Here is a 24794-nt window from a genome sequence, read left to right on the forward strand (position 1 = left end):
GGCTTTGTGACCTCCCATTGGTTAGGGGGGCACTTGCCTGATGGCCTTATGATTTCACAATTTGATCGGAGAACAGGGCCACTTCCTTTTCCAGCAGATCTATTAAATCAAGGAGAACCTCACCGACCTGTTTGATATCGTTTAAGGACAGGAGATCAAGGGATTTGTACTCCAAAGGATTTCTTCCTAATGTCCTTTCGGCTTTTTCCAATTTGCTATTTGATCTTCCGTTTCCGTGGACAATAGTATTCCGGACTTCTTTCCAAAAACTAAGTTCGTTTGATACCAGGAATTTTGTTTCAGGAAAATGTTGTTTGAACCTCTTTCTAAAATCTTTTAGACCAACTAAGTTGTTATTGCCTTTTTCTTCGGTCTTTCCTGTTGTCTCAAAAAGTTCTCTTCGGCCTTCCACATGTAATAGGATCATACCCAATAGCCCTTCAAATGTTGCAAATTGATAGACAAACAAGGCTTGATGTTGGACCGATGAGCGCTCGAAAATATCCCTGAATTTGGCCTGCCAATCCCACATCGATTCTCGGCCTATTTGTTTTCGTTTATTTAATCTGCCAAATTTTGGTGACAATTTTGGATAGCGGCTTCTGAACGATAAATCGGTGCTCACCACTTTTTGATAGTCTTCCGCCAGCTTGTTAATGGCTGCAATCTTGGATTTGGCATTAATAAAATCCACATCCATTAGCAGTTTGCTTTCTTCGGATACTTGCATGATAGTTTAAAGTAAGGTCGTATTTCATGGCTTATAGTCCACAATGCCATTTAATAAGATTCTTCGATTGGTTTTGGATTTAATGGATTCGGATAAAGAAGATAATACAAAGTACAGTTTTGCATCCTTGCTGCTTAGATCTTGCTCAGCCCGAAAAGACGAGTTGACAAAGAGCATTTCTATTTTAATTCGTTGTGGATATCGGTTGAACATCATGGGAAAAAGCACTTCAGGATAGTCATTAATACCACCATCCACTTTGATGACCGCTTCAGTTGGTAGGTCTTCTGAATCATAGATCCAAACTGGGAGCGCATTGTGATCAATTAACTTGAGTCCTGTTAAGGTATCCTCTCCATCAATGAATGGATTTTCCAAGGGTTCAAACTTTACGGAGTCTAATCCTGGATTCTCGCTTTCCTTTCGAAGGGAATTATCAGGAAGCAGAACGTAAACGGACCTATCCTTTACCGAGTGAATTTTGATGGACATAAGCTCACTATTTGATTTCCAAAACACTTGATAAAAAAGACTGTCTACCTGGTATTGATCGCACCAATAGGGCATACGTTCAGGCATCTTTGACATAATTCCGGCAGCAATTTCAGGATTGTCTTGAGCCCATTTCTCGATGGCTGAATAAGAAATGGAGTAGCGCATTCCCTTCACTTCTTGGGCAGTGATGGATGATTGAAAGAACAATAGCAGAAAAAGGAGGGAAATTAGGGAGGATAGGGGGCGAGTCATGATTAGTTTTAAAATTTGCGCCGAAAGTAGGACTTTCTCATGTACCACTTGGTTCAGCACAATGCAGTAAGGTCCAAATGACGCTCTGTAAGGAGAGGGATCTTTTACCGGTAGTACGCCTAATTTATTACTTTGGTCTTCCAACTAAATCAACAAAATATGTCTCGATTATTTCTGCTTACCGCCTTTGCCTCTCTTTTTTTGATTCTGAACGCCTGTCAGAAGAAAGGTTGCACCGATCCGGTGGCTAAGAATTATGACGACCAAGCCAAAGAGGACGATCAGTCTTGCGAATACATTTATGGATGCCAGATGGCTGCGGCAGATAATTATTGTGCTGAATGTACCCGAAGTGATAACAGTTGTACCTATTCGGGCTCGGTGGTTTTTTACCTGCGCGAACAGGATGTTTCTACCTTTAACTTCTACAATATTATGGACTTAACGGTTTACTTGGATGGAGAGAAAAGGGGAGTGATAGACGTTCTTGGGAGGGCTTATCGTTCCAATGGATTACCGAGTTGTTATTCGGACAATACCGTGACGGCTGATTTTAAGTATGACAACGGAGAATTTAAGGAGAAGCATACGCTGGAAGTGAAATACGATAACCGGGTTTTGTATACCATTCAATTGGAAACCCGAACGGATAAGTGCCTTCCATTTTACCTTTCTTATTGATCAAGTTGAACCAGATGACTGGCCCATTGGTTTTGTTCCCGCAGTCTTGTATCAATCCGGCTTTTTGATATCTTCGTTCGGGCTGTTGCAGGCCTATCAATTCATTTAAACGACGGCTGTAGAGCAGGGATATTTTGATAATAGATAGATTCTTTTGTAAAGCGCTTTTATTTTTGGTTTAATGCCTTCCTCGGAACCTCATTTTATAGCTGATAAATCGATTGCTGTTCTTCCGTTCGTCAATATGAGTTCGGATCCGGATAACGAGTATTTCAGCGATGGAATTACCGAAGAGATTATAAATGCGCTCACCAAGATTAAGAGCCTCAAAGTAATTGCCCGTACTTCTTCTTTTGCTTTCAAGAACCAGCACATGGACGTGAGGGAGATTGGCAAGCAGCTTGGTGTACAATCGGTTTTGGAAGGTAGTGTTAGGAAGGCACAGAATCAATTGCGTATTACAGCCCAGCTCATTGATGTTTCGGATGGGACGCATATTTGGTCACAGATCTTTGATCGGGAAATGACCAATATTTTTGCCCTCCAAGATGAGATAAGTCTCCTCATCGCTGATCAGCTCCGGGAAAATTTCGGGCATTTTGATGTACAGGATCATTTGGTCACTGCACCTACGCTGAGCCTTGAGGCCTACAATTTTTACTTAAAAGGTCGTTACCATCACCTCAAGTGGAATCGAGCTGATTTGCTTTTGGGTATTGAGTATTACAAGGAAAGCATTCAGCTGGACCCGACTTTTTCCCTCCCTTATTTTGGAGCAGGATTGTGTTCTGGTATTTGTGCCTCCTGGGGATTTATTCCTTACGAGCAAGGTATGCAAGATGCCCAAGAATACCTGGAAAAGGTGATGCAGTTGGACGAAGACTCTTACCTGGGCTATTTTGCTTTGGCAACCATTAGCCTATGGGGAAATTGGAATTTTGAGCAAGCCTATCGGGAGGTGAATAAGTCCATTCAGTTGAATCCCGCTTTTACCGATGCACTTGAGGCCTTAGCCGAGTTACACTTGGCTTTGGGACAATTTGAACAAGCTCAGGAAAACTGCCAAAAAGCCATTGAGTTGAATCCCTTATCGGCCAATCATTATTATACCCAGGGGATGATCCATTACCTCATGGGACATTTTGATAAAGCCATTGCCAGCATGGAGGCTTCGCTAAAGGTAGATTCTGAATTTGCCTTGGCTATTGAGGTTATCGTAGCTTGTAACATACAATTGGGCGATTACCAGGCGCTCAACCGTTTTCTCTTAAGTCGGCCACAAGTGGAGGAACCTACCAAATGCCGAGCCTTGTTTCAACTCATCCATCCCAACGAGCCGGTGGATGTGAACCTGGAAGAGGTGAGGGATCAAGTCAATGCAAGTGCAGCCAGTTTGATCAATTGGGATTTGTACCTACAGGTGCACATGGGCAACCACGAGTTGGCCCTGGAAATTTTGGAAAAGGCCATTGCCGTAAGATCCGGGCAGTTGATCAATTTCAACAATGATCCTTTTTTGACGCCGTTGCACAAGCTGGATAAGTTTCAGCAACTCTTAACGCAGGTGTATCCCGGTTCCTTTGACTGGCAAAACGAAGCACTAAAACCAGTGGTGGAGGTTTCGACCAAGGCATCGGTGCTCTCCAAGGATGAATTGGAAAAACACTTAGCTTCGATCCAACAGGCGTTGGTGGAGGAGAAGTTGTATTTGGATCCGTCTCTCAATTTGAAGCAATTGGCCCAGGAAATAAACCTTCACCCTAATAAGCTTTCCTGGTTGATCAACGAGAAGTTTGGCAAAAACTTTAATGAATACATCAACGAGTATCGTCTCCATGCTTTTAAGGAGATGGCCCTTGATGCAAGCAACAACCACCTGACCTTATTAGGAATGGCTTACGAAAGTGGTTTTAATTCCAAATCGGTTTTCAACTCCTTCTTTAAGAAGAGGGAAGGTACTACTCCTAAAAACTGGCTAAAGGAACAGGCTGATTAATCCTCGGCATTCGATAGAATCCTTCCTTTCTCTCTTCGCCACTGACCTTTCATGGGATTGGATGGGCGTTGGCACCAAAAGTGCGAAATCTCACCTCCGATCCAAAAAGTGTTGATTTTCATCAAGAGGTCCGCAATTACATTTTGGAACGCGGATGCCTTTTGATCACCCCTTCTTTGCCTCAGGAATTTTTTCAAAAACATCATTAAAACTCCTGAAAATGAAATCTATACTACTTTCTAATCTTTTGATTGCCGGGCTGATTCTTTTGGCCCCGTCCTGTAAGAAAAAGGACCAAAACATTACTACAACCGATGAGTTGAGTGAAGCCTTAACTGAAATCCATGATTTTTCGCAGGTCCCCGGATTTGCTGTTTCCGTGGTGAAGGATAACCAATTGGTTTACCAGCAGTCTTTTGGAAGCGCCAATTTGGAACAGCGATCAGCCTTTACCAACCAGACCTCTTTACCCATTGGATCAATAAGCAAAACCTTTATTGGAATTGCAGTAATCAGAGCCATTGAAGAGGGCTACTTTACCTTGGAGACGGATATAAACTCCATTCTACCCTTTACAGTTAGAAACCCTAAAAATCCGGAGGCGATTATTCGGGTAAAGCATTTGGTGACCCATACATCAGGACTGATGGATAATCAGCAGATGTATTTGAAGGCTTATTACCAATTGCCCGATGATAAAGGAAATGGGGCCGGAGCTGAAGCCTTGAAATCGGCCATGGGTATGCAAATGCGCGATGGAGTTTCTCTGGAGGAATACCTCAGGAGCTATTACCTCCCCAATGGGAAGTACTATAGCTTGGATAATTTCAGCTCGGAGCAACCCGGGAGTAAGTGGAGATATTCTAATGTGGCCAGTTCGTTGTGTGCCTTTTTGGTGGAGTCCGCTACGGAAATGCCCTTTAAGGAGTATGTGAAAACCAAGGTATTGGCGCCTTTGTCCATGTCTTCCAGTTCATACTATATCGAGAATCAGAATCCCAATCAATTGGCTACCCTTTATTGGGATAGGAAAACACCTTTACCTCCTTATGCAAACGATTCATATCCGGATGGAAGCTTGTATACCACCAACGACGACTTAGCCAAATACCTGCTTGAAATGGTTAATCAAGGCTCTAAGGTACTTCAGTCTAACGAGTCTTATAATCAACTTTTTAAACCTCAATTGGCTTCTGGAGTGGTCCCGGCATCGATGGCACAAAACCAAGGCACGTTCTGGTTTATTAACGATCAGCAGCTCACTCACGACGGGGGAGACCCAGGTATTTCCTGTCACCTTGAGTTTAACCAACGCACCGGATTTGGGTATCTCATTCTTACCAATATGGACGCGTCAACGCCAGATCATAAATCGGAGTTCCACCAATTTCTTCGTCAGGTTCGGTTTTCTCTGGATCAATTTTCAAGAAACTAATTCATTCCCTAGCAAACATTAATACTTACTACCATGAAACGTTTACCCTTTTACTTTCTCTTCGTTCTTCTAATTGCCCTGATATCTTCAGGAGAGCTTCAAGCTCAAAAACTTACGGTTGGTCTAAGAGCTGGAACCAGTGTGTTTAAAGTTCACAACGAAGACATTAACTCCAAGACTAAGTTTACTTCTGGGCTGGCCTTTGCCGTTCCTATTGACATTCAATTGAACAAACGATTCTCGCTTCAGCCCGAAATAGCCTTTGTTCAAAAAGGCGTTCGATTTGAGAATCACTGGGAAACCGACGTGCGAACCACGGACGTGAAAACCAATTACCTGGAAATACCGGTTTTGTTCAAAGCCAACTTCGGCAAGAACAGGCTGAAAGGTCACGTATTTTTGGGTCCAAGCTTCGGATACGCCACCAATCGCTACACGGTGAAGCAAATAGGAGACGCAGATAAAAAGATCAATGGCGTTTCTTTCATCGATGGGCCTGGAGCCAAGAGTAAGCGGTTTGAAATGAACGTTGTGGGTGGAGTTGGAGCTTCTTTTCAATGCGGCCCAGGATCGATTCTGTTAGATGCCCGATACAGCCTTGGCCTCACCGACAACACCAAATTCAAAGGGGAAAAACCCGGTGTTTGGAGCAAAACGACCAATCGAGGAATGACCTTTTCTTTAGGATACTCCGTGCCGCTTTCCTTTATGCCCTGGGCTCATCGATAATATCAATGATTTCTAATCCCCCAAACTTCGATGATGAAACCTCTACGATCGACACCCAAAACAGGAATAGCCTTTTGGGCTATTGCCGAACCCATTTTAGCCGGTAACTGGCCAGATGGAACTCAAAATCCAACCACCAACCGACCAAAAGTTGGAAAACAGAATTACCTAAATCAAAAAGAAAATGACTAAAAAAAATGTTCTCGTAGCTGGTGCTACGGGTTACCTGGGGCAGTTCGTAGTGAAGGAACTCCTCAGTAGAAACTACAACGTAAAGGTTTTAATCCGAAAAAAGAGTCAGCAGGAAATGTTTGACGGAGTACACCAGTTTTTTCTGGGGGATATTACGCAGCCAGAGACTTTACAAGGTATTTGCGATGACGTAGATTGGGTCTTTACCTCCGTTGGAATCACTCGTCAGAAAGACGGATTGACCTACATGGATGTAGATTATCAAGGCAATAAAAACTTGCTGGATGAAGCCGTAAAGGCAGAGGTTAAGTCCTTTTTGTATGTGTCTGCCATTGGTGGAAATCAGCTTCGGCATTTAAAGATTTTTGAAGCCAAGGAACGTTTTGTTGACGATTTGCGCTTATCCGGATTGCCTTACACCGTTATGCGTCCAAATGGTTTCTTTTCAGATATGAAGGATTTTCTGGAAATGACCAAAAAAGGAAAGGCCTACTTCTTTGGACATGGGGAGAATAAGCTCAATCCCATACACGGTAAGGATTTAGCAGTGGTATGTGCCAATCACCTGGCATTGCCCTTGGGTATGGAAATTACGGCCGGCGGACCTGATATTTTAACCCAGAATGAAATCGCTCAGCTTGCTTTCGATGCCTGGAATCAGAAAGGGAAATTCGTCCATTTACCCGATTGGATGCGGCGATTGACCCTGTTTATTCTTCGAAGCTTTACTTCTCCTAAAACTTATGGCCCCTTGAATTCTTTCTCACGTTGGCATCTTTCGACAACATAGCTCCAAAATACGGGGTGCATCGGTTGAAGGATTTCTTTGAAGCCGAGGTTGCGAAGAAGACTAAATAGGTGCTGAATCTCATGCAAAGTAGAATCCCGGACGTTTCCTGTCCGCTTATCGGCAAGATTTGTACAGACATTAATTCTATCTGAAATGAAAAAGCTCGGTTTATTATTCATCGGTATAGCAAGCACATGCTTACTTATGGGACAAAGCAATCAAGACAAGGTACTTCAACGAATCGATCGTCTTCTTGAACGGGAACTCAAGAAGAAAGACGTACATAATGTGTATTTGAGCCTTTATTCGCCCTCCAAAGATTTTGAATGGCACTCCGCCAAGGGAACCTTCAAAGATGGGAGTGAGGTGACCTTGAAGAACCCGTTTTATACGGCAAGCATTGGTAAAACTTTTACGGCAACGGCCATAGGTCTGCTCGTGGATCAGGGAAAGATTCGATTTGAGGATCCGATTTCGAAGTACTTGACCCGTGAAACGACGGATGGCCTACACGTATGGAATGGAGTAGACTATAGTGATTCCATCCAGGTTTCGCATTTGTTGCAGCATACTTCTGGTTTACCCGACTACTTTGATACCCAAACCCTGGATGGTACACCCAGCCTTTTCGAATTGCTGGTCACAGATCCCAATCGGTTCTGGACACCCGAGGAGTTGATTTCCTTTTCCAAGGCTCATTTCAAACCTTCCTTTTCTCCAGGCAGGGGGTACCGGTACACCGACACAGAATATGTGTTGCTCGGTATGATCATCGAAAAGGTGAGTGGCATGGCCTTACACGACTTTTTGGCTACACATATTTTCGATCCACTTACGATGAATCAGACCTACCTCAATCAACGATCTCAGCCGAGCTCATCTGTTCAAACTATGGCTGAAATGTACCTGGGCAGCCAGGAGATCAGCACATTTAAGAGTTTGAGTGCAGACTGGGCAGGGGGAGCTATTGTTTCAACAGGAAAGGATTTGATCACCTTTCAGAAGGCATTGATGAAAGGGGAGTTGGTGTCTGAGCAAACCTTGGCCCTCATGCAGCAATGGACGCCGGAAACCAAGGGCATGACCTATGGCTTTGGCTTGCGTAAGATTGAATTTAAGGAACTGGCCCCGATCTTACCCAGGTGGCATGTGGTTGGTCATTCCGGATTGAATGGTACTTCGATGTATTACTGCCCTGAATTGGATATGTACCTGGTGAGTACCTTGAATCAATTGGAAACGTCAAAAGAAGCCGTAATGCTGATGGTGAAAGTGCTGATGCAGTGTGAGAAGATTTGAAATTTGAATTCTGAATTCTGAATTTTGAATTGACTCATGCCTAATTGAGTGTTTTTAAACTCGCTAATTCTTGTTGGTCGCATTTTGAGGCCCTTTGAATCATAGCCCATTAAGTCCAAAGCCACACTTTCCTATCAGGATGAAATCCCTTTAAATCCGCCGGAAACTTGCACTGTTGAATCGTTGGAGTGGGTTCATCCTATGGCCATCTGATTCAGAATTAAAGCCTCCTATGTAGGGGGTGAATTCATCAAATAACAAAAACATCTGAAACGAAAAACAATTGATTATGAAAAAGTTAATGATTACCCTTTTGCTTGCAAGCAGCTTCACCGCATTTGCCCAAAACGACCTTAAACTGACCAAGGAACTCTCGGTGATGCACAAATACCGGGTGAGCGTGCCCCTGATTATTGTTCCTCAGTTATTTACCAAATCCTGGGATGATAAAACGAATACCCGGCACATTGAATTTCACGTTAAACGCAACCTGGATAACAAGAACATTGTTGGGGTGAAATTTGCCACCTGGAGATTGTTTCAACCCATGGGCATCCAATGGTCTGATGGACTTACCGATAAAATCGATACCGAAACAGAGTTCTACCCAGGTCACGTTCGGGAAACCGGAATTGGGGTGTCCTACCAACGTATGATTTGGAAAGGCTTATTCACCAGTATTGAGGTTTTGCCCCAGTTTAAAATGTACTTAGATGAAAGCGGCACCAAAGTCGGCACGGGATTCAAGCTGTACAACTCCGTGCACCTTGGTTATCATTGGGCCATAGGCAAGAAGAAACGCTTCTTCTTCGAGCCTCAAGTTCATTGCAACTTCTGGGTAATCGATACCGGTACACCAGCCGAGTTTAAAGCCCTGGATGACAAATGGAAGAACTACTTTCTGTTTGAGCCCAATCTTTACTTTGGGGTGAATTTTTAGGGGAGAGATATTTGCCGCAGCCTATTCCGTGTTTTTGGGGAGGCTGCGGTTTTGCGTTAATCTCAAAGGCTGTTGCTCAAATTGCTTTCATTTTTTCTAAAATCTATACTTATTAAGAACCGTGGATTAAACTTCTCGTATTTCTCTTTTTGCTCCTCAGGGGTTTCCTTTGGTGTGGGTAAAGCATCAAAATCTCCTGGAGAAATGAAACCAAGTTGATTTTTATCAGAGGTTAGTTCACTTTCAAATTCTAATGGTTTCCACTTAGCGTCAATCGGAGGATGAATTTTGACAAACTTGATGCCTCTCTTGGCTCCCACTAATTTATCGTGAATTTTGAGGTTTAAGTAACTAAGAAATGAATCCAAATCTGTAGCTTCCGAATGGCATACTAAGTTATTCCAAGGAGCTGCATGATAGGGATGTAAGTCAAAAAACGATGGGATTTTCCATTTAGGTTTCCCTTCTTTATCAAAAGATTTGTTGCAATAGTTTTCTTTCAAAAAGTGAGCACTGATGAAGGAAATGCCGAATTGCTTTATTTCTAAAGGACTAAAACGGGCAAAATCCGGATAACGCAAGAAGTTGATTGAATCCTGGGAGTTGTAGAGCAGGTATAAAGGTATTCCATCTATACCTTTGGCATAATCAATTAAAGAGTCAATCTGTCCTACATGGTCCATTCTTGGATATTTGCTACCGCTGTACATGATTTTGGCCTGCATGGGTAATCTCAATTGGTTACCGTCCTGAAGGGTAATCCAGAATTCAATGTCGTTTCCATTGGCACGTTCGTTCCGTGCTTCGTACATATTGATCGGGGCACCGTATTTCATCTTGTAGATCGCAAAAGAGAAAAGTAGATTTTGGGTTATTGTAGTTTCAAACATTTTGAGCCCTTCATGATCTCGTGCAAACCGAATTCGGTCCCATGTTTGATGGGCAATTAACCTAAACCAATGGCATAGGGTAGGGAAAGATTCAAATTCATTTAATAGTCTGATATAGTCTTTCATATTTATTGTTTAAGGGAGTTATTAAGTAATTGTAAAAATGGTTCACGACCATTCATAGTCGTGAACCATTGAAGTTTTCCTAACCATTGTGACAAGGCTCAGAGCAGTGTTTGCATCCATCTGGATTCAGCAAGGGGTGCTGTCTTTTAGCTTCAGCAATAGCAGCTTGGCAATTTGAAAATTCTCCGATATAGTATCGGTTTTCTGGATTGGGTAACCAAATACAAGTCTCTTTGTGTACTTCATTGTATCCGCGACTATCTTGACGGACATTCATGTAATATCTGTGCATAACAGTATAATTTGAGCTACTATGGCCATGTAAATGCAGAGCCAGGTAGCTGGATTTATAAAAATTATTTTTCTACTTTTTTTCCTTTTCCGTTGGGCTCAAGCTCATGCTCCTGCAACCACTGTAGGGCCTGTCCAACCTCATTCAGCGTAAACTTTTCCCGTTTGGTCGGACTCCAGTTGTGGGATTGGCGGATGATTTTTTCATCTGTGATGGAGTAGGGATCGTCCATGAGCAGATTGTTCCAGGTGGCGTAGACAGTGGCTATTAGTTCGGTTTGTCGTCGATTGAGGGGGACAGTTAACTCCAAAAGATGGTCTATGGTAGGGCGGTGATCCTGAAATTGGATTTCAAATTCCTTGAGCCCTTCTTTAAACTTAACGGTTTTGTAGTAGTGCGTTCGAAATTGCCCCTCTTTTCGATTTTCCATCGGTTCTTCAATGGCTTTGAAATAGCCCAAATCGGAAGCTTTTTGTTCGCACTGAGTTAAGAGCCGAAAGTCTGCCGGACCGTACTCGTCTTGAATGGGTTGCCGACCCAGATCCACGGCGGCGAAGGACTCGATCAAATGCAGTGTTTTTTCCATTTTTACTCGTCCCAGTTTTTTGGCATGGGCTGGATGTCTTTGGTGACGGTAGATGATGTAGGTCATCAGTGGTGGAATCTTTCGGGCCTCTTGCTGATTTCTCATAGGAGTGGGTCGAACCGATCGTTTCACCGAGTTGCTTTCGTTTTCCCAGGGTTTTTGATGCCAGGCTTTCATCACCCGAATGGCTGTTCGGTATTCACCGTGTTTTTTAATTTCCTTTTGTTTTAACACCCGGAAAGTCTCTCCTGGAAAAGAATCTCTTTCTTCCTGAGTTTTACCGGTTAATTGAGAAAGAGTGGGATCCAGAACGTATTTCATTTCCTCCTCATTCAAGCCGTATTTCATACCGAAATAGGCATCCAATTCGCATTGAATTTCGTGCCGGTAGTTTTCATCCCACCGAAAGGGTGGGAAGGGGAATTCTTCTGGTTTCGAGGTAACCCAGTCCGGTCGATCCGTTTCTTCCCGGTAAATGGCAGCTTCATTATCCTTCCAGCGCTTGGTGATTAGTTTTCGCATAGCAGGATCAGCTTCTTCCCATACATCGTCGGCAAAGGCTTTGAGGTCCCAGGCTGTGTAGGTGAGTTCTAATACTCTGGGGACGATGAATTGGAGGTCTTCCGGGCTAAATTGCTCGGGAGGAATTATGGGAAGTTGTTTGAGAATGAAAATGGAGACTGAATTGCTACCAACTTTTTGTCTTGCTACATAATCAAATGGTATGGATGATACCATTCCCAGAAAACACAGTTTTAATAATAAAGGTTGATCTAGAAAGATTAGAGGCATTTTCCCACTTACAGCTGAATACGGGAAAATGGAACAAACAAATGTTCTTTGGTTGGTACTACAACTTACGTCCCTAAACCCCAGAAGCCAATCATGTACAATTCTATTCTTAGATTCAGAGTTTAATATGTTTCCTAATCTCTTTTTAACTGCTGAGGAATGAACAAAGTATCTGGGAATAATAGATATATTGGGACTTGATTGTTCTTGACCCTCAAGAAGTCTGTGCTCAGGTTTTTTGCCTTTGATCAGTTTGTAGGTCGAATGTCTATGGTTGTATAACCAGATATGTTTTGCCTCATATAAAGGCAAGTCCTCTTGGTCAAGTTGAAGGTCTATTTGGTATTGTTCAGAATCGAATTTGAAGTAAGATGAATGATTTGACATGTTGAACATTGCAAATACATGAGACCTCCATTCATTGGTTGATAAGGTGTTTTGCTTAAAAGCTTTAGAATCTGCCGACATATCAAACATTCTATGAGTTATGGCCGTAAAAGGATTCTTTTGGCCCGCTTCTCGAATCAAAATTGGAAGTCGATCATAGATGCCTTGGATGATTTCATGATCAATAATACTTCTGAAAAGAGGGCAAGTGTGGGTATTAGGATTAAAATCAAGTAATTCTTGGCTAGGCGTTTCGATTATCCTTAACTGATCAATAAGCTCCTTAGGTTGAGAAAGGTAAAACCCGAATTTTGGCTTCAATTCCATATTACTCGAAGAACCATTTACTGTGAGAAGGCAAATTTTTAGACTCCAATGAATGTCTGGAAAAAGCCCTGCGTTGTTGATAAAATCGAAAAGGCTAATTAGCCGATTCCCGGAAATTAGAAATCTGAAAAAATGACGATTGGTGTAATCAGTTGCAATTCCGGTTGGAATAAGAGTTCCGGCCCTTCCCAAATTGGATATAAGGTTTATGATTCGCTCAGAAAAAATGGAGTAGGTATTTATGTCTCCGCCGGATGTTAGGTTGTATTGACTGGAATTTCTTAAATAGCGCCCTAATCCTTTTGATCGGTACAGAGTCCATTTAAACTCTTGCAATATTGGGTTCTCTGATGATAACTCCTCAATCATTCTTTTCCGAATAGCCGCATTCCTGGCGTTGGCTATCTCGGGTATCCGACTGGCAAAAAATTCCTTCTCCTGAATCTTGATCCGCTCCCAAGGAGGATTCCCCAACACAACATCAAATCCTCGCTGATCTTGCTCTCGGCCAAACACATCCGGAAACTCCAACGGCCAATGAAAAAAGGCCATTTTCCGAGCTTCAGAGCGCACTCGTTGAAGCAGGGGATGATTGGGATCTATACGATCTTCATTAATCTGCTGTAAACGAGCTTGAGTTACCCATAGGCTTTGATCCAGGGTATAAGGTTGAAAGAAGGCGTAGGTCCAGGCATCGTAGAGCAGGCGTTGCTTTTGGAGTTGAGGCTCGTTTTCCCATTGCTGGTAGCTTCGTTCTTTTTCCCAAACTTCTTGAAGGGATCGGGTAGGAAGCTGATCTAACTGTTGATAGCTATGGGTAAGGAAGCGCGATCCGGATTCCATCGAATTGGGGGCAAAGTCAAGCCGAAGCATTCCTTCTCGCTCTTCCTTGTTTTGTTGTCTTAAACTTTTGGCTACCGTCTTATCATCACCCGTCACTGGCTTAAAAGCCCCATCAGGAATAACAGGAAGCAATACCTCGTCCTCCTGCCCGGATGACTCAGTCAGACGGGCGTTCTCGCTCTCACACTGTAAATGCCCAACAAGGCTGTTCCCACATTTTATCTTGTGATTCAAAAAGGTGAGGGGCCGCCCTGCCTGATGGGCCTCCAGCCAGAGCACCAGCCGGCACAATTCCACTGCATCGGGATTGAGATCCACTCCGTAAATGCAGTGTTCAATTACATCGCGCATGGCCTGACCTTCATACAGAGCCGTAGATTCGCCCTCATCCGCTCGGATCAGGGCCAATTCTACAGCTAATGCCCGGGCTGCTCCTAACAGAAAGTGCCCGGAACCACAAGCAGGATCACATACCTTGATTCCAAGGACGGCCTCTGCCAGTTTAGTTTTCCGAAGTTGGATGGGATGGTTTTCATTTTCAGCGTTTTTTAGCCGCTTTTCGAGCACTGGGCGTAGCGCCGTTTTAAGCAATTGTTTGACCAGGTCGTCGTGGGTATAGTAGGAGCCGGTTGTTTTTCGCGAATCTCCACCCCGATAGGAAAAGGGCATAGAGGGAGCGTCCCAGTTGATTACGGGAATTTGATCGAGTAGGGATTCGTACACCGCTCCGAACTCCTCAACATTGATTCGGGTGTAGTTAATTCGAATTTTCTGCTTCTGGTCTTTTTCAAAACGACTCAGGTGTTCAATGGCCTCCAACAAACAGCGGTTGCTCAACCGGCAATTTTGCAAGCAGGCTAAGGAATCGGGACGAAACAAATCCCCTCCCAAAGGGGCCAAGCCAAGCACTTTACCCAGACCTTCCTGCTCAAAAAAGGAAAAGGTAAATTTCAATTGCTCCCAAAGGTCATAATGACGATCGCTGCTGGCGTAATACCGTTCGGCCATCAATCGAAGTCGGGCTAGGCTATAATGGTCTCGGTACAATTTCCGTTGATCCTCATCACTGTCTTCGAAAAAGAGCAGTTGACGTTCTTCGGTAACGAATAGAAACAGTAAGCGATAGATCAGCTTTCTTAAACTATGCCCGTAGGTATGAGCGGTTAATTCATTTCGATTCAGACTTTCCCGTAAATCGCTGTTTTCCTTTTGGATCAAGAAACCGTTGCCCAGGCATTCAAGGGCATTTTGAACGGCTTTTTTGAGTTCGTTTCTAATACGATGCCCTTCTTCCACCGATTCAAGGTGGTAATGCTCCAGCAGACAGTCGGCGGTGGGTTTGGCCGGAAAACGACTGCTGTGTAACAGGCGAAACAGGGCGGTAAAGGTGACCAGGTCATTATCTTCCAGTATGCGCTGCAGGTCAAATTCCAGGTATTGAATACCGGTTAATCGATGGTGGTTGCGGAGCAGTCGTAATTGATGTCCGTTGCTGATCAACCCATACAGGTGCTCGGTATGGTTTAGGTATTCCTGCATTTGCACATGGGGCGACTGACGGTTACCTCTTTCTCGTCCTGGATTTTGATCCAGGTGGTGCTTAAATCCGGTAATATGCACGGGAAGTCCGCCTAATTTGTTGTCGCGATGGCTGATGGTATAGGATTGTCCGTCAACCATTTCTGAAGAGATGTGACTTAAATCAAACCCCAGTTGACCCAAAAAGGGTATCATCCATTGATTTCGGGTTTCACTTACTCCTGTTTTATGGTCGGGAATAAGTGATTTGGCCCGTTGAAAATTGGTCCAAAGGTTACGTGCTGATGAGAAAGCAGTGGAGATGTGATCGGAGACACGCATTCCATCGGAAATACCAAAGTCCGCTGCTGATTGTCCACCTTTTGTCGAAATGTTCTCCACCAATTGGGAGGAAAACAAGTTTGATTTAATGTCGTAGTGCTGCATGATTAAGGGGTGATTTCGGGTAAAATGATATAGACACCCAGTACATCAGGGGGAAGTACAGGGATCACCGATTGGTATTGGTGGCCGGTCACTGCTTTTCTAAATTGTTCGTGGCCCGTTACCATGTGTTGGGCACGTTCGCGGGCCAGTTTGTCCAGGGTATTCTTCAATTGTTGGTAATCCCGGAGCGCGATATTAAGTTGTTGTTTCCGAATGTTATCCGGCACATTTTGAGAGGGTTGAATGTTTTGTAGTAGTTCAAGTGCCTTCAGTTGCTGATCGGGGTCAAATTGATGGGGAAGGCCTTCGTAGCCCCACAGTTTCATTTCTTCAGCCACCAGTTCGTTTTTGCCCTTTTTGTTGGCAATTACGTTTCGGATGCGTAGCAAAAACAAGGTGGTGCGTTGTTCTACTTGTTTGCTTCTAAACACGGAAGCTCGTGCAACCAAGGGGTTTTCAGAATCATTTAAGGCGCCATCCAGCAGTTTGAGGCACAGTTGCTCTACAAAGGGATGGTTTCGGCCGATATAGGTGTATGAATTTGGAGTGGGTGAGGCAAACGAAAGCCGACAATTGGATGGATGGGGAAGGCTTTCCTTTAAGTCAACCGGAAGGTTTTGCGAGTTAAGCTCAAATCCTTTCTCCAATGGTTTTAGCGAACAGCCAAACAAGGGCATGGCTGCTTTAACCAATTGTTCCACGGTACCAGCATCACCCAAGGCCTCTTTGCTTTCCCATAAGTAGGGAGCCAGTTCGTTGGGTTTGATACTGTTTTGAGCGAATATGGAGGTGATCTGTTTTTCTTGTTCCTCCATCCGCTCGAAGGATTCACTGACCTGGTGTTTAATCTTTTGAACCTCATCATCCTGACCAAAGTTCAATTGAGTTTGTACACTTTCATCAGCGTTCTTTTGAGGTTTCAACAGAACTGCTGTTAACACAGCATCCATGATGCTTTTACTATCATCTGGAAAAGGGACAGAAATGCCAATGGCTTGACGGATTTTACGTGCCTTTCGTAGGAGCACCTCAAGTACGGTTCCATCCATAGGATTGTCTTGGCCATAAAGGAGGAGGGCTTTTACTTCATCTTTGGATTGCCCAAACCGATCCACCCGGCCTTCCCGTTGCTCCAGTCGGTTGGGGTTCCAGGGAAGGTCGTAGTGAATCACGGCTGAGAAATGTTCTTGTAAATTGATTCCCTCACTCATGCAGTCGGTAGCTACGATAACCTTGCGGGTATCAGGGTTTTGGCTGAGTTGGTGGACTCTTTCCTTACGTTCTTCGTCGCTGAGTTCGGAGGTGATGATGGCCACTTCTACCTTTTTACCACCGATTCTTTTCCATTCCTTTTGAAGTAATTCCCCCAGGTAGTTGGCTGTCTGAATGTAGCGGCAGAAAACGATGGTATTATCGGTTCTTAGCCATTTCTTTAAAACATCCCTTGCGGCAGTCGCTTTTTGATCGTGTTCCCATCCTTTCAATAGGGATACGGCCTTACCCAATTGCAGTACCGCTTTTTGTTCACTGGAGGTAAACCCGGTTCGCTGTGTCCATTCTGCGGGTGCTTGATCTTCGCTGTGGTCGAAGTCGCCATCGAGAATGGAGTGATCGGATAAAGCACTGATGTCTTCGTCGCCCAGGTTTTCTAATTGTTCTTGAGACAGACTTTTAAGCAATCGATTTTGAAGCATCGTTTCACCTGTCGCTGGACTGGACATAACACCACGTATCAGCCCGATAGCCAGGAAATAGCGCATTCTTTTTTGCCCTTCGGTGGTGTTTTTTTGCGGTTTGGTGAGCATTCTGGCCAATTGAAGAACCTGCCGGAAAACCGCTCGATAGGCAGGTGATAGGATATAGGCCTGTTCGAGCGGAAGTCGAGTGGGAAAGGGGGTTTTCTCATCCATCCATTTTTCCACGTTTTTTCGCCTCCGCTGTACAAAGTGCTGTGCTATTTCTTTCTTAAAGGAAGGCTTGGCTTGGGTAATGTCTACGGGCTCAAAACTGGGATCAAGTAAGCCGAGCAAACTTTGAAATTCCTCTTGTTTCCCGCTATGTGGGGTCGCGGTAAGCAAGAGCAAGTGCTGTTTTTCCTTTTGGCTAATAGCTTTTAGGAGGCGATGCCGTTGCTGCTGATTCGAAGTAGCCCCCGAAGGTTGCGCGCAGGTATGCGCCTCATCCACAACCACCATTTCAGGAACATGATTGAGAAATACTTCCCGCTTTCGTTCGCCTTTGATGTAGTCGATAGAAATGACTTGAAAAGGATAGTGTTCAAAAAGAGATTCGTTGGGACCTAATTCCCGTTCCAGTTTCTTCACCGTTCCCGAGCGAATTAGAGTAGCATCAATTCCAAACTTATCCTTGAGCTCCTGGTGCCATTGGTCACACAAATGGGGTAGACAGATAATGGCAAATCGTTGAATTTCACCGCGATCCAGCTTTTCACGAACGATCATCAAGGCTTCGATGGTTTTACCAATTCCCACATCGTCGGCAATCAGAAGGCGGATCGTCTGTTGGCGAAGCGCCATAATCAGCGGTACGAGCTGGTAGGAGCGAGGTTCAAAGGAGAGTCTACCCATGGAACGAAAGGGTCCAGCTCCGCTTCGAAAAGAGAGACGGGCGGCATCACAGAGGAGTCGGGCAGACGCAAAGCTTCCGATGGAATGCTCTTGGGGTAAAGAAAGGCTGGCCCGTTTTACCAGGCTCCATTCATCGAATAGGTTTTTATAGATTCCCTTGATCTCCTTTTCTGAGCCTCCAAGAGGTTTTAGTAGTAATACATCATCATTTTGGGAGGGTTGAACAACCCATTCTCGCTCATAAAAACTCACGAGCGTCCCAGGTTTAAATTGCGTGTCCATGTTTAGTTTGTTTGAAGGGGGAAACAATGAAGGTGCTTGCGAATGAAGTCCTGTGGTGAATCATTCGGCTTCAGGGTAAGGGCTTCAATTCCTAAATTTTCAGGGGATTGAAGACTTTGATCGAGAGGGTCGTCCTCCCATTTCAAGCTGACTGGATTATGAAGTTGGATGCCCACTTGATTGGAGAAGTAACAGGCAAAAGATTGACTGCAATTACCCGGTCGAAAATGCAAGTGTTGAGGCAGCTTTCGTCGCTGGGTATGCAATTCATCGACCAAGTTCTCAAGATCGGGGTCCATTTCTACCAATTGCTTTTTCAGCTTGAGGTAATGAGACTCGTAAGGAGAGTGCCCGTTCTCCGTTAAGCTTTGGTAGTTGGCTTTTTGAAACAGTTCCAATATGTTTTTGATGCTAAAGCGATCTATCTGGGAATGATGTCTTTGGTTGTAATAACTTAAAAGATCATCGTAGGAAGCTTGGTGTTTGTTTCCTTCAGGATGAACGTCTTTCCCTTCTCTAAAATGGCAGATGCCATAAGCCTCTTCAGTAATCGTTTTGAAAGTTTCGGGTGAGGCCAGAAGTTGGGAGAGAATACCCAAACTGCCTTCGGTAGCTTCATAAAAGAGAATGTTGGGCATTTCAGCGTCACCCATAAGGGTACACGCCAATTCCCTGGATTCCACCTGAAAATGACGCTCCAAGGCCAATTTAAGCGCATACATTAGCGTGATTACGCCGTTACGATCCAGGTTGAGTTGGCGAACCGGTTCCAGGTAGAGGCAGTCTGCTGTGATTTGGGTATAGAGTTTAACCTCTTTAATCAATTCCAGTACCTTGGGATCTTCATCTTTCAATTGATTCACCGATTTCCAATGGCCGCTCTTGGTCTGTAGTAAAAAGCCATTTCCTCCTTTGTTCTTTCTCCAACCACAATTCACCTGAATCAATTCAGCAGCCGGTAGTAGGTGAACGGTAATCAAGTGATCAGTTCCGTCGTGTATGTTCAGTTTTTGGCTGTATTCTTGAGACTTGTGGTAAGAGAAATAGGTCTCTATTTGATATCCCTTGCGCATCCGTTCGTTTTCCTGGCAGGAAATTCTTTGCTGTTGCCTGGCCGTCATGTCCTGCATGTTAAGGAGGTTGCCGTATTCTTCAAAATCGGTGGATAGCAGCGTTTTACCTGAGAATTGAGAGACGTCCTTTTTTAGATCCCTATCCGGATGAAAGTAGCCCAGGTTTTTGTTGATCAAAGCCGTTTCGATCAGTTTGTTCTCCTTTTTGGAGGGGACATGAATTTGGCGGATTTTCCATTTCTGACCCTTTTGGTAAACAAAATTTTCAGGCCCAAATTCCCTAAGAGCAAGTAATCGGGGACGTTGAATGTATTCTCCTTCCGATTCACCTCCGTAAAGGAATACACGGTAGGGCAATCTCGTAAAATCGTAGCCTGGCAAAAAGCCTTCGGCAGCGAGATAGCGATATGGGTAAAACTCTGAATAGTCCTGATGTCCACCTCCTTTATTAATGAGCAGGTCCATTTTACGCTGATCGCGGTGTACTTCATAATCAGCGTCTTTCCATTCCTGGTGGCTTTTGGTCAGCCGCGTTTGTTGCATTCGCGTAGATGCCAATTCTTTGGAATGCCTGGCTTCTTCGTATAATTCTCTCCAGCGGTTAAAAGCCTGGTTGAAACTCGTTGGTGTGTTTTTAAGTTGATCCCATATCCAGGATGGGGTGTACCAGGAGGTTTGCTCGAGTTGGTGTTCTATTCCTGAAAAAACGCGTTTAAAGTAAACTTCCAACTCCCGAATGGTTTGATCATCCAGTTTTAAACCCTCTTGAATGTTTTCGTACAAAGGCAAGCTGTGGTCATTTAAGTCCATTACCTCAGCCAGCGAACTTCTGAGTTCCTTGAGGTTGCATCGGGCCAGGTACACCGATTGAATGTGGGATTTGAGCAATTCAGGGTTGATCAAATCCAGCTTTTGGGGAATAACGGTACCTGAAACCATATCCTCTCGATGTTCGAAGTAGTGCCGGTCATGGGCAGAGTTGTTGCTGCAATAGGTGAGAATGAGGGCGCCTTGGCCATTTCTTCCAGCTCGTCCACTCCGCTGGGCGTAGTTGGATGGGTTTGGTGGAACGTTGCGCATGTGTACCACACAGAGGTCATGAATGTCTATCCCTAATTCCATGGTGGGTGAACAAAACAGTGCTTTGACTGAGGCTTCTCTAAATTGGTCTTCAACATCTTTGCGTTCGTCTGCTTTGATTTGTCCCGAATGCTCCCGAGAAACTTTCTGCTTGTATCCCTTTGGATTGCGCTGATATTCTGCTTGATAGTAGGTGTTTGGCTCTGTATTTTGACGTCGTTTGCTTCGAATTCTAATTTCGTCCGGAACCACTGTTTTTCCATCTCCTTTAAACCACTGGATATTCTCAACGCTCAAACGATATAAGGGCACATCACTAAAACGGAAGACTCTGAGGTAGCCGGCCTTTTCAAGGGATTCAAGAATCGATTCTATTTCCTGATCCAGTTCCTCTTTTACGAGGGGTTTTCCGATGAAATCAACTAATTTTTCCTTCACATAAGAACCGAATAGACTTCTATACCCAACACTTTTTGTATAAGCTTTCTTGGTTTTTGCAGGTTTGATTCTTAGATAGCTGGGATCATTTATTTTAACTTTTGGATTATATAGTGAGTCTTTTCGTAAACGGGCCTTAAAGTCTTTTTCATTTCTCCGAATTTGTTCAGCACTTAACGTGTAGTATTCAATCGCACCAGAGTGTCGGAAGTAGTTTAATACCTGAGTTAGAAAATTCAGACGCTGCACTTCATTCATTTGGCTTAATAACCGTGAGGTAGACCAGCGTTCTTCTTCTTTACACACTTCATCCAGACAGTTGTAGTGAATTCGGAGAAGGGCACATTGTTCCAGTCCTGGCATCCAGTAGGATTGCGACCAGCACAAGTCCTCAAATAGTTGATACTCCAGCCAGGTTTCAAAGCATTCCTCATTCTTCTGGATGTACTTGTGGTGTTTGTTAGGGTCCTTGGCAAAATCTTCCTCCTTCAATTCCATAGTTTCAAATACACGAGAAGCGATGGTGGCGTGGTCCAGGTATCCATCTTCTTGTTCGGCTGCTATTAAAGCTTGATTGAGGCAAGACCGAATGAAGATTTGCTGCATGTAATCGTTAAAATGCCCCGATTGTAAAGCTGCGTCCTGACGGTTATCGGTAAAACTCAATACCTTTTGAATGGATCGTGAATTAGCTTCATTTTCAAGCTGTTCCAACACGCTTAAGGAGAGGAGTGTGGTTGCTTGCGTTCGATGAACACCTCCCAATTGAGTAAGCTTGTTGTAATCGCGCAGGGTAGATGGGTATAGAATACCTGAAACCGGATCGATTTTTAGTGGTGCCGCCAGAAACCAGGCTTGTAGGGGGAACTTTCCATTTTTTGCCTGGTTCCGGATGAATTAAGATGAATCTTTTGTGGCAGGTAAATCGCTTTTTCTTTTTTGATGGATGTACCTGATTTTTTGGTTTCCATCCAACTATCCGGAAGTAGTTCTTTTTCTCTTTCTGCACTCCAAAGGGGATCCTGTGGATTCTCTTCCAGGATCAAATAGCCGTTTTTTCCAGGAAAGTCTTCACTCGGGTCAGACTCACCATCCCAGGGAATAACTCCTTTGTCACCAAGGGTTACCGGTAAATAAGGAGTTCCTGATTGACGATTAAACCAGACGGTAAACAGAGGTAATCGTTTCCCGTCTTTGTACTCAAAGGGTTTGTCGTCCTGAACTATGCTTCGTTTGCCCCGGGATTCGAGTGTTACCTTGATTTGTCCGGTCTGCTGAATAAATTGGTGAATCCGAAAGGGTAGGAAATGCCTGTGCTCAGGCAAACTTTCATTAATACGTTGAAGAACCTGGAGGTAAACATCGAGTTGCTCTTCACAAAAATCCTTGGCATGTCCAGAGTCCTGGCTAAGCAAATCAGCGATTTGCTTCACCGTTTGGGGTTTACCACGTAACCACTGATGGGTTTCTCCAAAATATTGTAAGGCTATTCGCTGCTCCATCCAGCAGCTCAGCGGGTGATCCAAAAGAGCTTTTTCATCTTTGATAGTAGATAAATCTTCGCTGACAGATCGATGCAATTCCTCCTGCTCTGGTAGAGGTCGTCGTATTCTTTTTTGTAAGGTTTCACCGATAATTTGTTCTGGAGTATAGACTTCATCAAACAATTGTTGACCCAGTTTGGCTACTTCCTTTTTCTGATCCTGAGGTTTGCCTGAGGAAAGGGTAGCAGACGTACCAATGCAAACCACCTTTTGTTTAGAGTGAGCTTTTATGCGCCGAATGAGCAAGGCGACATCAGCCCCTTGTCGTCCTCGATAAGTGTGCAGTTCATCAAATACCAGAAACCTCAGTTGATCGGTAATAGCTTGGCTCAAACCGGATTCTTTGGCTCGTGTAAGCAACAGTTCCAGCATCATGTAATTGGTTAAAAGGACATGGGGAGGATTTCTGATCACTTCCTTCTTTTCCTGATCGTCTTCTTGTCCCGTATATTTTTTAATGTTGATGGGAAAGGAATGCTTACCGTACTGATCTTCATATTCTCTTTTTAAATCCTCTGTTGAGTCGAACTGGCTGTTGATCAAGGCATTCATAGGATATACGATAATGGCTTGAACACCCTTTCTCTCTGTTTCCGGTCTTTGCAGCACTGAATTAAAAATGGTACCTAAGTACGTCAAAGACTTACCCGATCCGGTCCCAGAAGTCACGATAAACCCTTTGTTCTGTGCACCTAACTGAATAGCTTCGGATTGGTGTTTGCGGAGAATATACTTGGCGAATATTTTGTCCATTTCCGGGTGAAGCAAGTCCTGATCAACAAGTTCTGCGATTGATTCGCCATTCTTAAATCCGGGATTACATTGGAGTAAAGGGTCTGGCCAAAGTTTTTGACTGTCAATGATATGCTGTGCCTTGGCCCGCAATTCGTCATCGCGGATGTCCATTAGGCTTTCTACGTAGCTCTGGTATTTATCAATAATGGCCTTGCGAAGTTTAAGTACGTTGATCATGAGGTAAGATTTAAGCTTGTTTGCAATAAGTTTTGATGGAGGGGCCAAAGAGCTTGACCAGTAGTTTTAGGCTTTCATCGTATTCGCCCTTTCTGTCGAGAAGGATGGCTTTCTTTAGTGGGGGTAGGGATTCCTTAAACCATCGGCCCAGTTCGTCTATCTTGGATATATTCCATTTCATAACCACATTGTTGGATTTATCCAAGGGGTCCATTACATGCCAGTGCTGGTTAGGGGATAGGTCATAATTTTTGACATGCTTTGTGAATAAAACAGGTTTACGGTGTTCAATTTCGGCCTGAATGAATTCGAACCATTTGTACAAGGTTTCAGGATAAGTCTGAGCTACCTTTACCCGGTCAAAGGCCTTGGCGCAGAGTAGGTCGAGTAGAAAACTGGGAACTTTCGTATCGTTTTTTCCATTGCCAAATAGGCCTTTCTCACTTTGCCGTTGATAACGCCACCATTTTACCAAACGAAGGCAGTTGTTAAAGTGAACAGCTTCATTCATTCCTTGGCTACATGCGGTTCGTGCTTGGATGAAGCGGGTATGCTCCTTTACCGACGATCGCCTGGATTGGTGGTCCGTGCGGTTCAGTTGAAACACGCCGGGTTTTTCCGTTGTGATCAAGGGAACGACGTCAAACGAGAGGCGATCCGCCTTAAAACTGATTGTGGCAGAGCTTTTTGTATGACCTACAGCGCTATCAGGATAGTGGTCGCGTAGGTATTCTTCCAGTACCAGAATGATCGAAGTAAGGGATTTTCCTTTAAGGTCTTCGTTCTTCAAAATAAAGACCAGGTCAATATCCAATCCTTCCACTTCGTTTGGGCCTTCCAGATGTCTTCGGAGTCCGGTTTTTTTGGCAAATGATCCCGCCAATGTAGATCCTGAAAGCGTATAACTATCAGAGGCTAACCGCTTCTCGATATACCCGATAATTTCCTTCGCTCTATGTTCGTACTTTCTTCGCCGTTTGGGATCCGGGGAGATAAATTGCACGAAGCAGTTGAATCGATTTTGGATGGGGGAGTTTTTGGGAGTTTTCATGTGCTTAAGGATTGATGTT

16 protein-coding genes and 1 pseudogene are annotated in these 24794 nt (G+C 44.1%); 8 read left to right on the forward strand and 9 right to left on the reverse strand.

Translation table 11 applies throughout. The features are described 5' to 3' along the window. Nucleotides 1–46: 46 nt before the first annotated feature. Nucleotides 47–694, reverse strand: a complete 648-nt coding sequence (locus tag KFE98_17105) for a hypothetical protein (protein ID UTW61711.1) — start codon at nucleotides 692–694, stop codon at nucleotides 47–49. Between the two features lie 60 nt (nucleotides 695–754). After that, nucleotides 755–1477 (reverse strand): hypothetical protein, encoded by a 723-nt coding sequence (locus tag KFE98_17110; GenBank protein ID UTW61712.1) that lies wholly within the window; start codon nucleotides 1475–1477, stop codon nucleotides 755–757. 159 nt (nucleotides 1478–1636) lie between these two features. Between KFE98_17110 and KFE98_17115 the strand changes: the two genes are divergently transcribed. From KFE98_17115 to KFE98_17150, 8 genes and pseudogenes are all read left to right on the forward strand, one after another. Further along, nucleotides 1637–2158 carry a hypothetical protein gene (locus KFE98_17115; GenBank protein ID UTW61713.1) on the forward strand — a complete coding sequence of 174 codons (522 nt, stop codon included), beginning with the start codon at nucleotides 1637–1639 and terminating at the stop codon, nucleotides 2156–2158. Nucleotides 2159–2402: 244 nt separating this feature from the next. Beyond that, nucleotides 2403–4154, forward strand: coding sequence for a tetratricopeptide repeat protein (locus KFE98_17120; GenBank protein UTW64737.1), 1752 nt, complete (start codon nucleotides 2403–2405; stop codon nucleotides 4152–4154). 220 nt (nucleotides 4155–4374) lie between these two features. After that, the gene (locus tag KFE98_17125) at nucleotides 4375–5589 is read left to right on the forward strand and encodes a beta-lactamase family protein (protein UTW61714.1); all 1215 of its coding nucleotides are present in this window, start codon (nucleotides 4375–4377) and stop codon (nucleotides 5587–5589) included. A gap of 33 nt (nucleotides 5590–5622) precedes the next feature. Beyond that, nucleotides 5623–6318 (forward strand): PorT family protein, encoded by a 696-nt coding sequence (locus tag KFE98_17130; GenBank protein ID UTW61715.1) that lies wholly within the window; start codon nucleotides 5623–5625, stop codon nucleotides 6316–6318. Nucleotides 6319–6348: 30 nt separating this feature from the next. After that, nucleotides 6349–6510, forward strand: a complete 162-nt coding sequence (locus KFE98_17135) for a hypothetical protein (GenBank protein UTW61716.1) — start codon at nucleotides 6349–6351, stop codon at nucleotides 6508–6510. Further along, nucleotides 6503–7368 (forward strand): annotated as a pseudogene (locus KFE98_17140) (SDR family oxidoreductase). Before KFE98_17135 ends, KFE98_17140 begins: the two are co-directional and overlap by 8 nt. Nucleotides 7369–7483: 115 nt before the next feature. Then, nucleotides 7484–8599 (forward strand): beta-lactamase family protein, encoded by a 1116-nt coding sequence (locus KFE98_17145; protein ID UTW64738.1) that lies wholly within the window; start codon nucleotides 7484–7486, stop codon nucleotides 8597–8599. Nucleotides 8600–8888: 289 nt separating this feature from the next. Further along, nucleotides 8889–9539, forward strand: coding sequence for a hypothetical protein (locus KFE98_17150; GenBank protein UTW61717.1), 651 nt, complete (start codon nucleotides 8889–8891; stop codon nucleotides 9537–9539). Nucleotides 9540–9601: 62 nt separating this feature from the next. On the opposite strand, the gene KFE98_17155 is transcribed toward KFE98_17150, so the two are convergent. From KFE98_17155 to KFE98_17185, 7 genes are all read right to left on the reverse strand, one after another. After that, a complete protein-coding gene (locus KFE98_17155) occupies nucleotides 9602–10264 on the reverse strand; it encodes a hypothetical protein (protein UTW61718.1) in 663 nt (220 codons plus the stop codon). 370 nt (nucleotides 10265–10634) lie between these two features. Beyond that, nucleotides 10635–10847: a hypothetical protein gene (locus tag KFE98_17160; protein ID UTW61719.1), complete on the reverse strand. Its 213-nt coding sequence runs from the start codon at nucleotides 10845–10847 to the stop codon at nucleotides 10635–10637. Nucleotides 10848–10911: 64 nt separating this feature from the next. Beyond that, on the reverse strand, nucleotides 10912–15747 hold the full coding sequence (locus tag KFE98_17165; GenBank protein UTW61720.1) for a hypothetical protein: 4836 nt from the start codon (nucleotides 15745–15747) through the stop codon (nucleotides 10912–10914). A 2-nt stretch (nucleotides 15748–15749) separates the two neighbouring features. Next, nucleotides 15750–18617, reverse strand: a complete 2868-nt coding sequence (locus KFE98_17170) for a DEAD/DEAH box helicase (GenBank protein ID UTW61721.1) — start codon at nucleotides 18615–18617, stop codon at nucleotides 15750–15752. A gap of 2 nt (nucleotides 18618–18619) precedes the next feature. Then, complete coding sequence (locus tag KFE98_17175; protein UTW61722.1) at nucleotides 18620–21925, reverse strand: hypothetical protein; 3306 nt, start codon at nucleotides 21923–21925, stop codon at nucleotides 18620–18622. Nucleotides 21926–22038: 113 nt separating this feature from the next. Further along, a complete protein-coding gene (locus tag KFE98_17180) occupies nucleotides 22039–23724 on the reverse strand; it encodes a DEAD/DEAH box helicase (GenBank protein ID UTW61723.1) in 1686 nt (561 codons plus the stop codon). 10 nt (nucleotides 23725–23734) lie between these two features. After that, on the reverse strand, nucleotides 23735–24775 hold the full coding sequence (locus KFE98_17185) for a hypothetical protein (GenBank protein UTW61724.1): 1041 nt from the start codon (nucleotides 24773–24775) through the stop codon (nucleotides 23735–23737). Between the last annotated feature and the right edge of the window lie 19 nt (nucleotides 24776–24794).

The sequence above is a fragment of the bacterium SCSIO 12741 genome (assembly GCA_024398055.1).
Classification (GTDB): domain Bacteria; phylum Bacteroidota; class Bacteroidia; order Flavobacteriales_G; family Salibacteraceae; genus SCSIO-12741.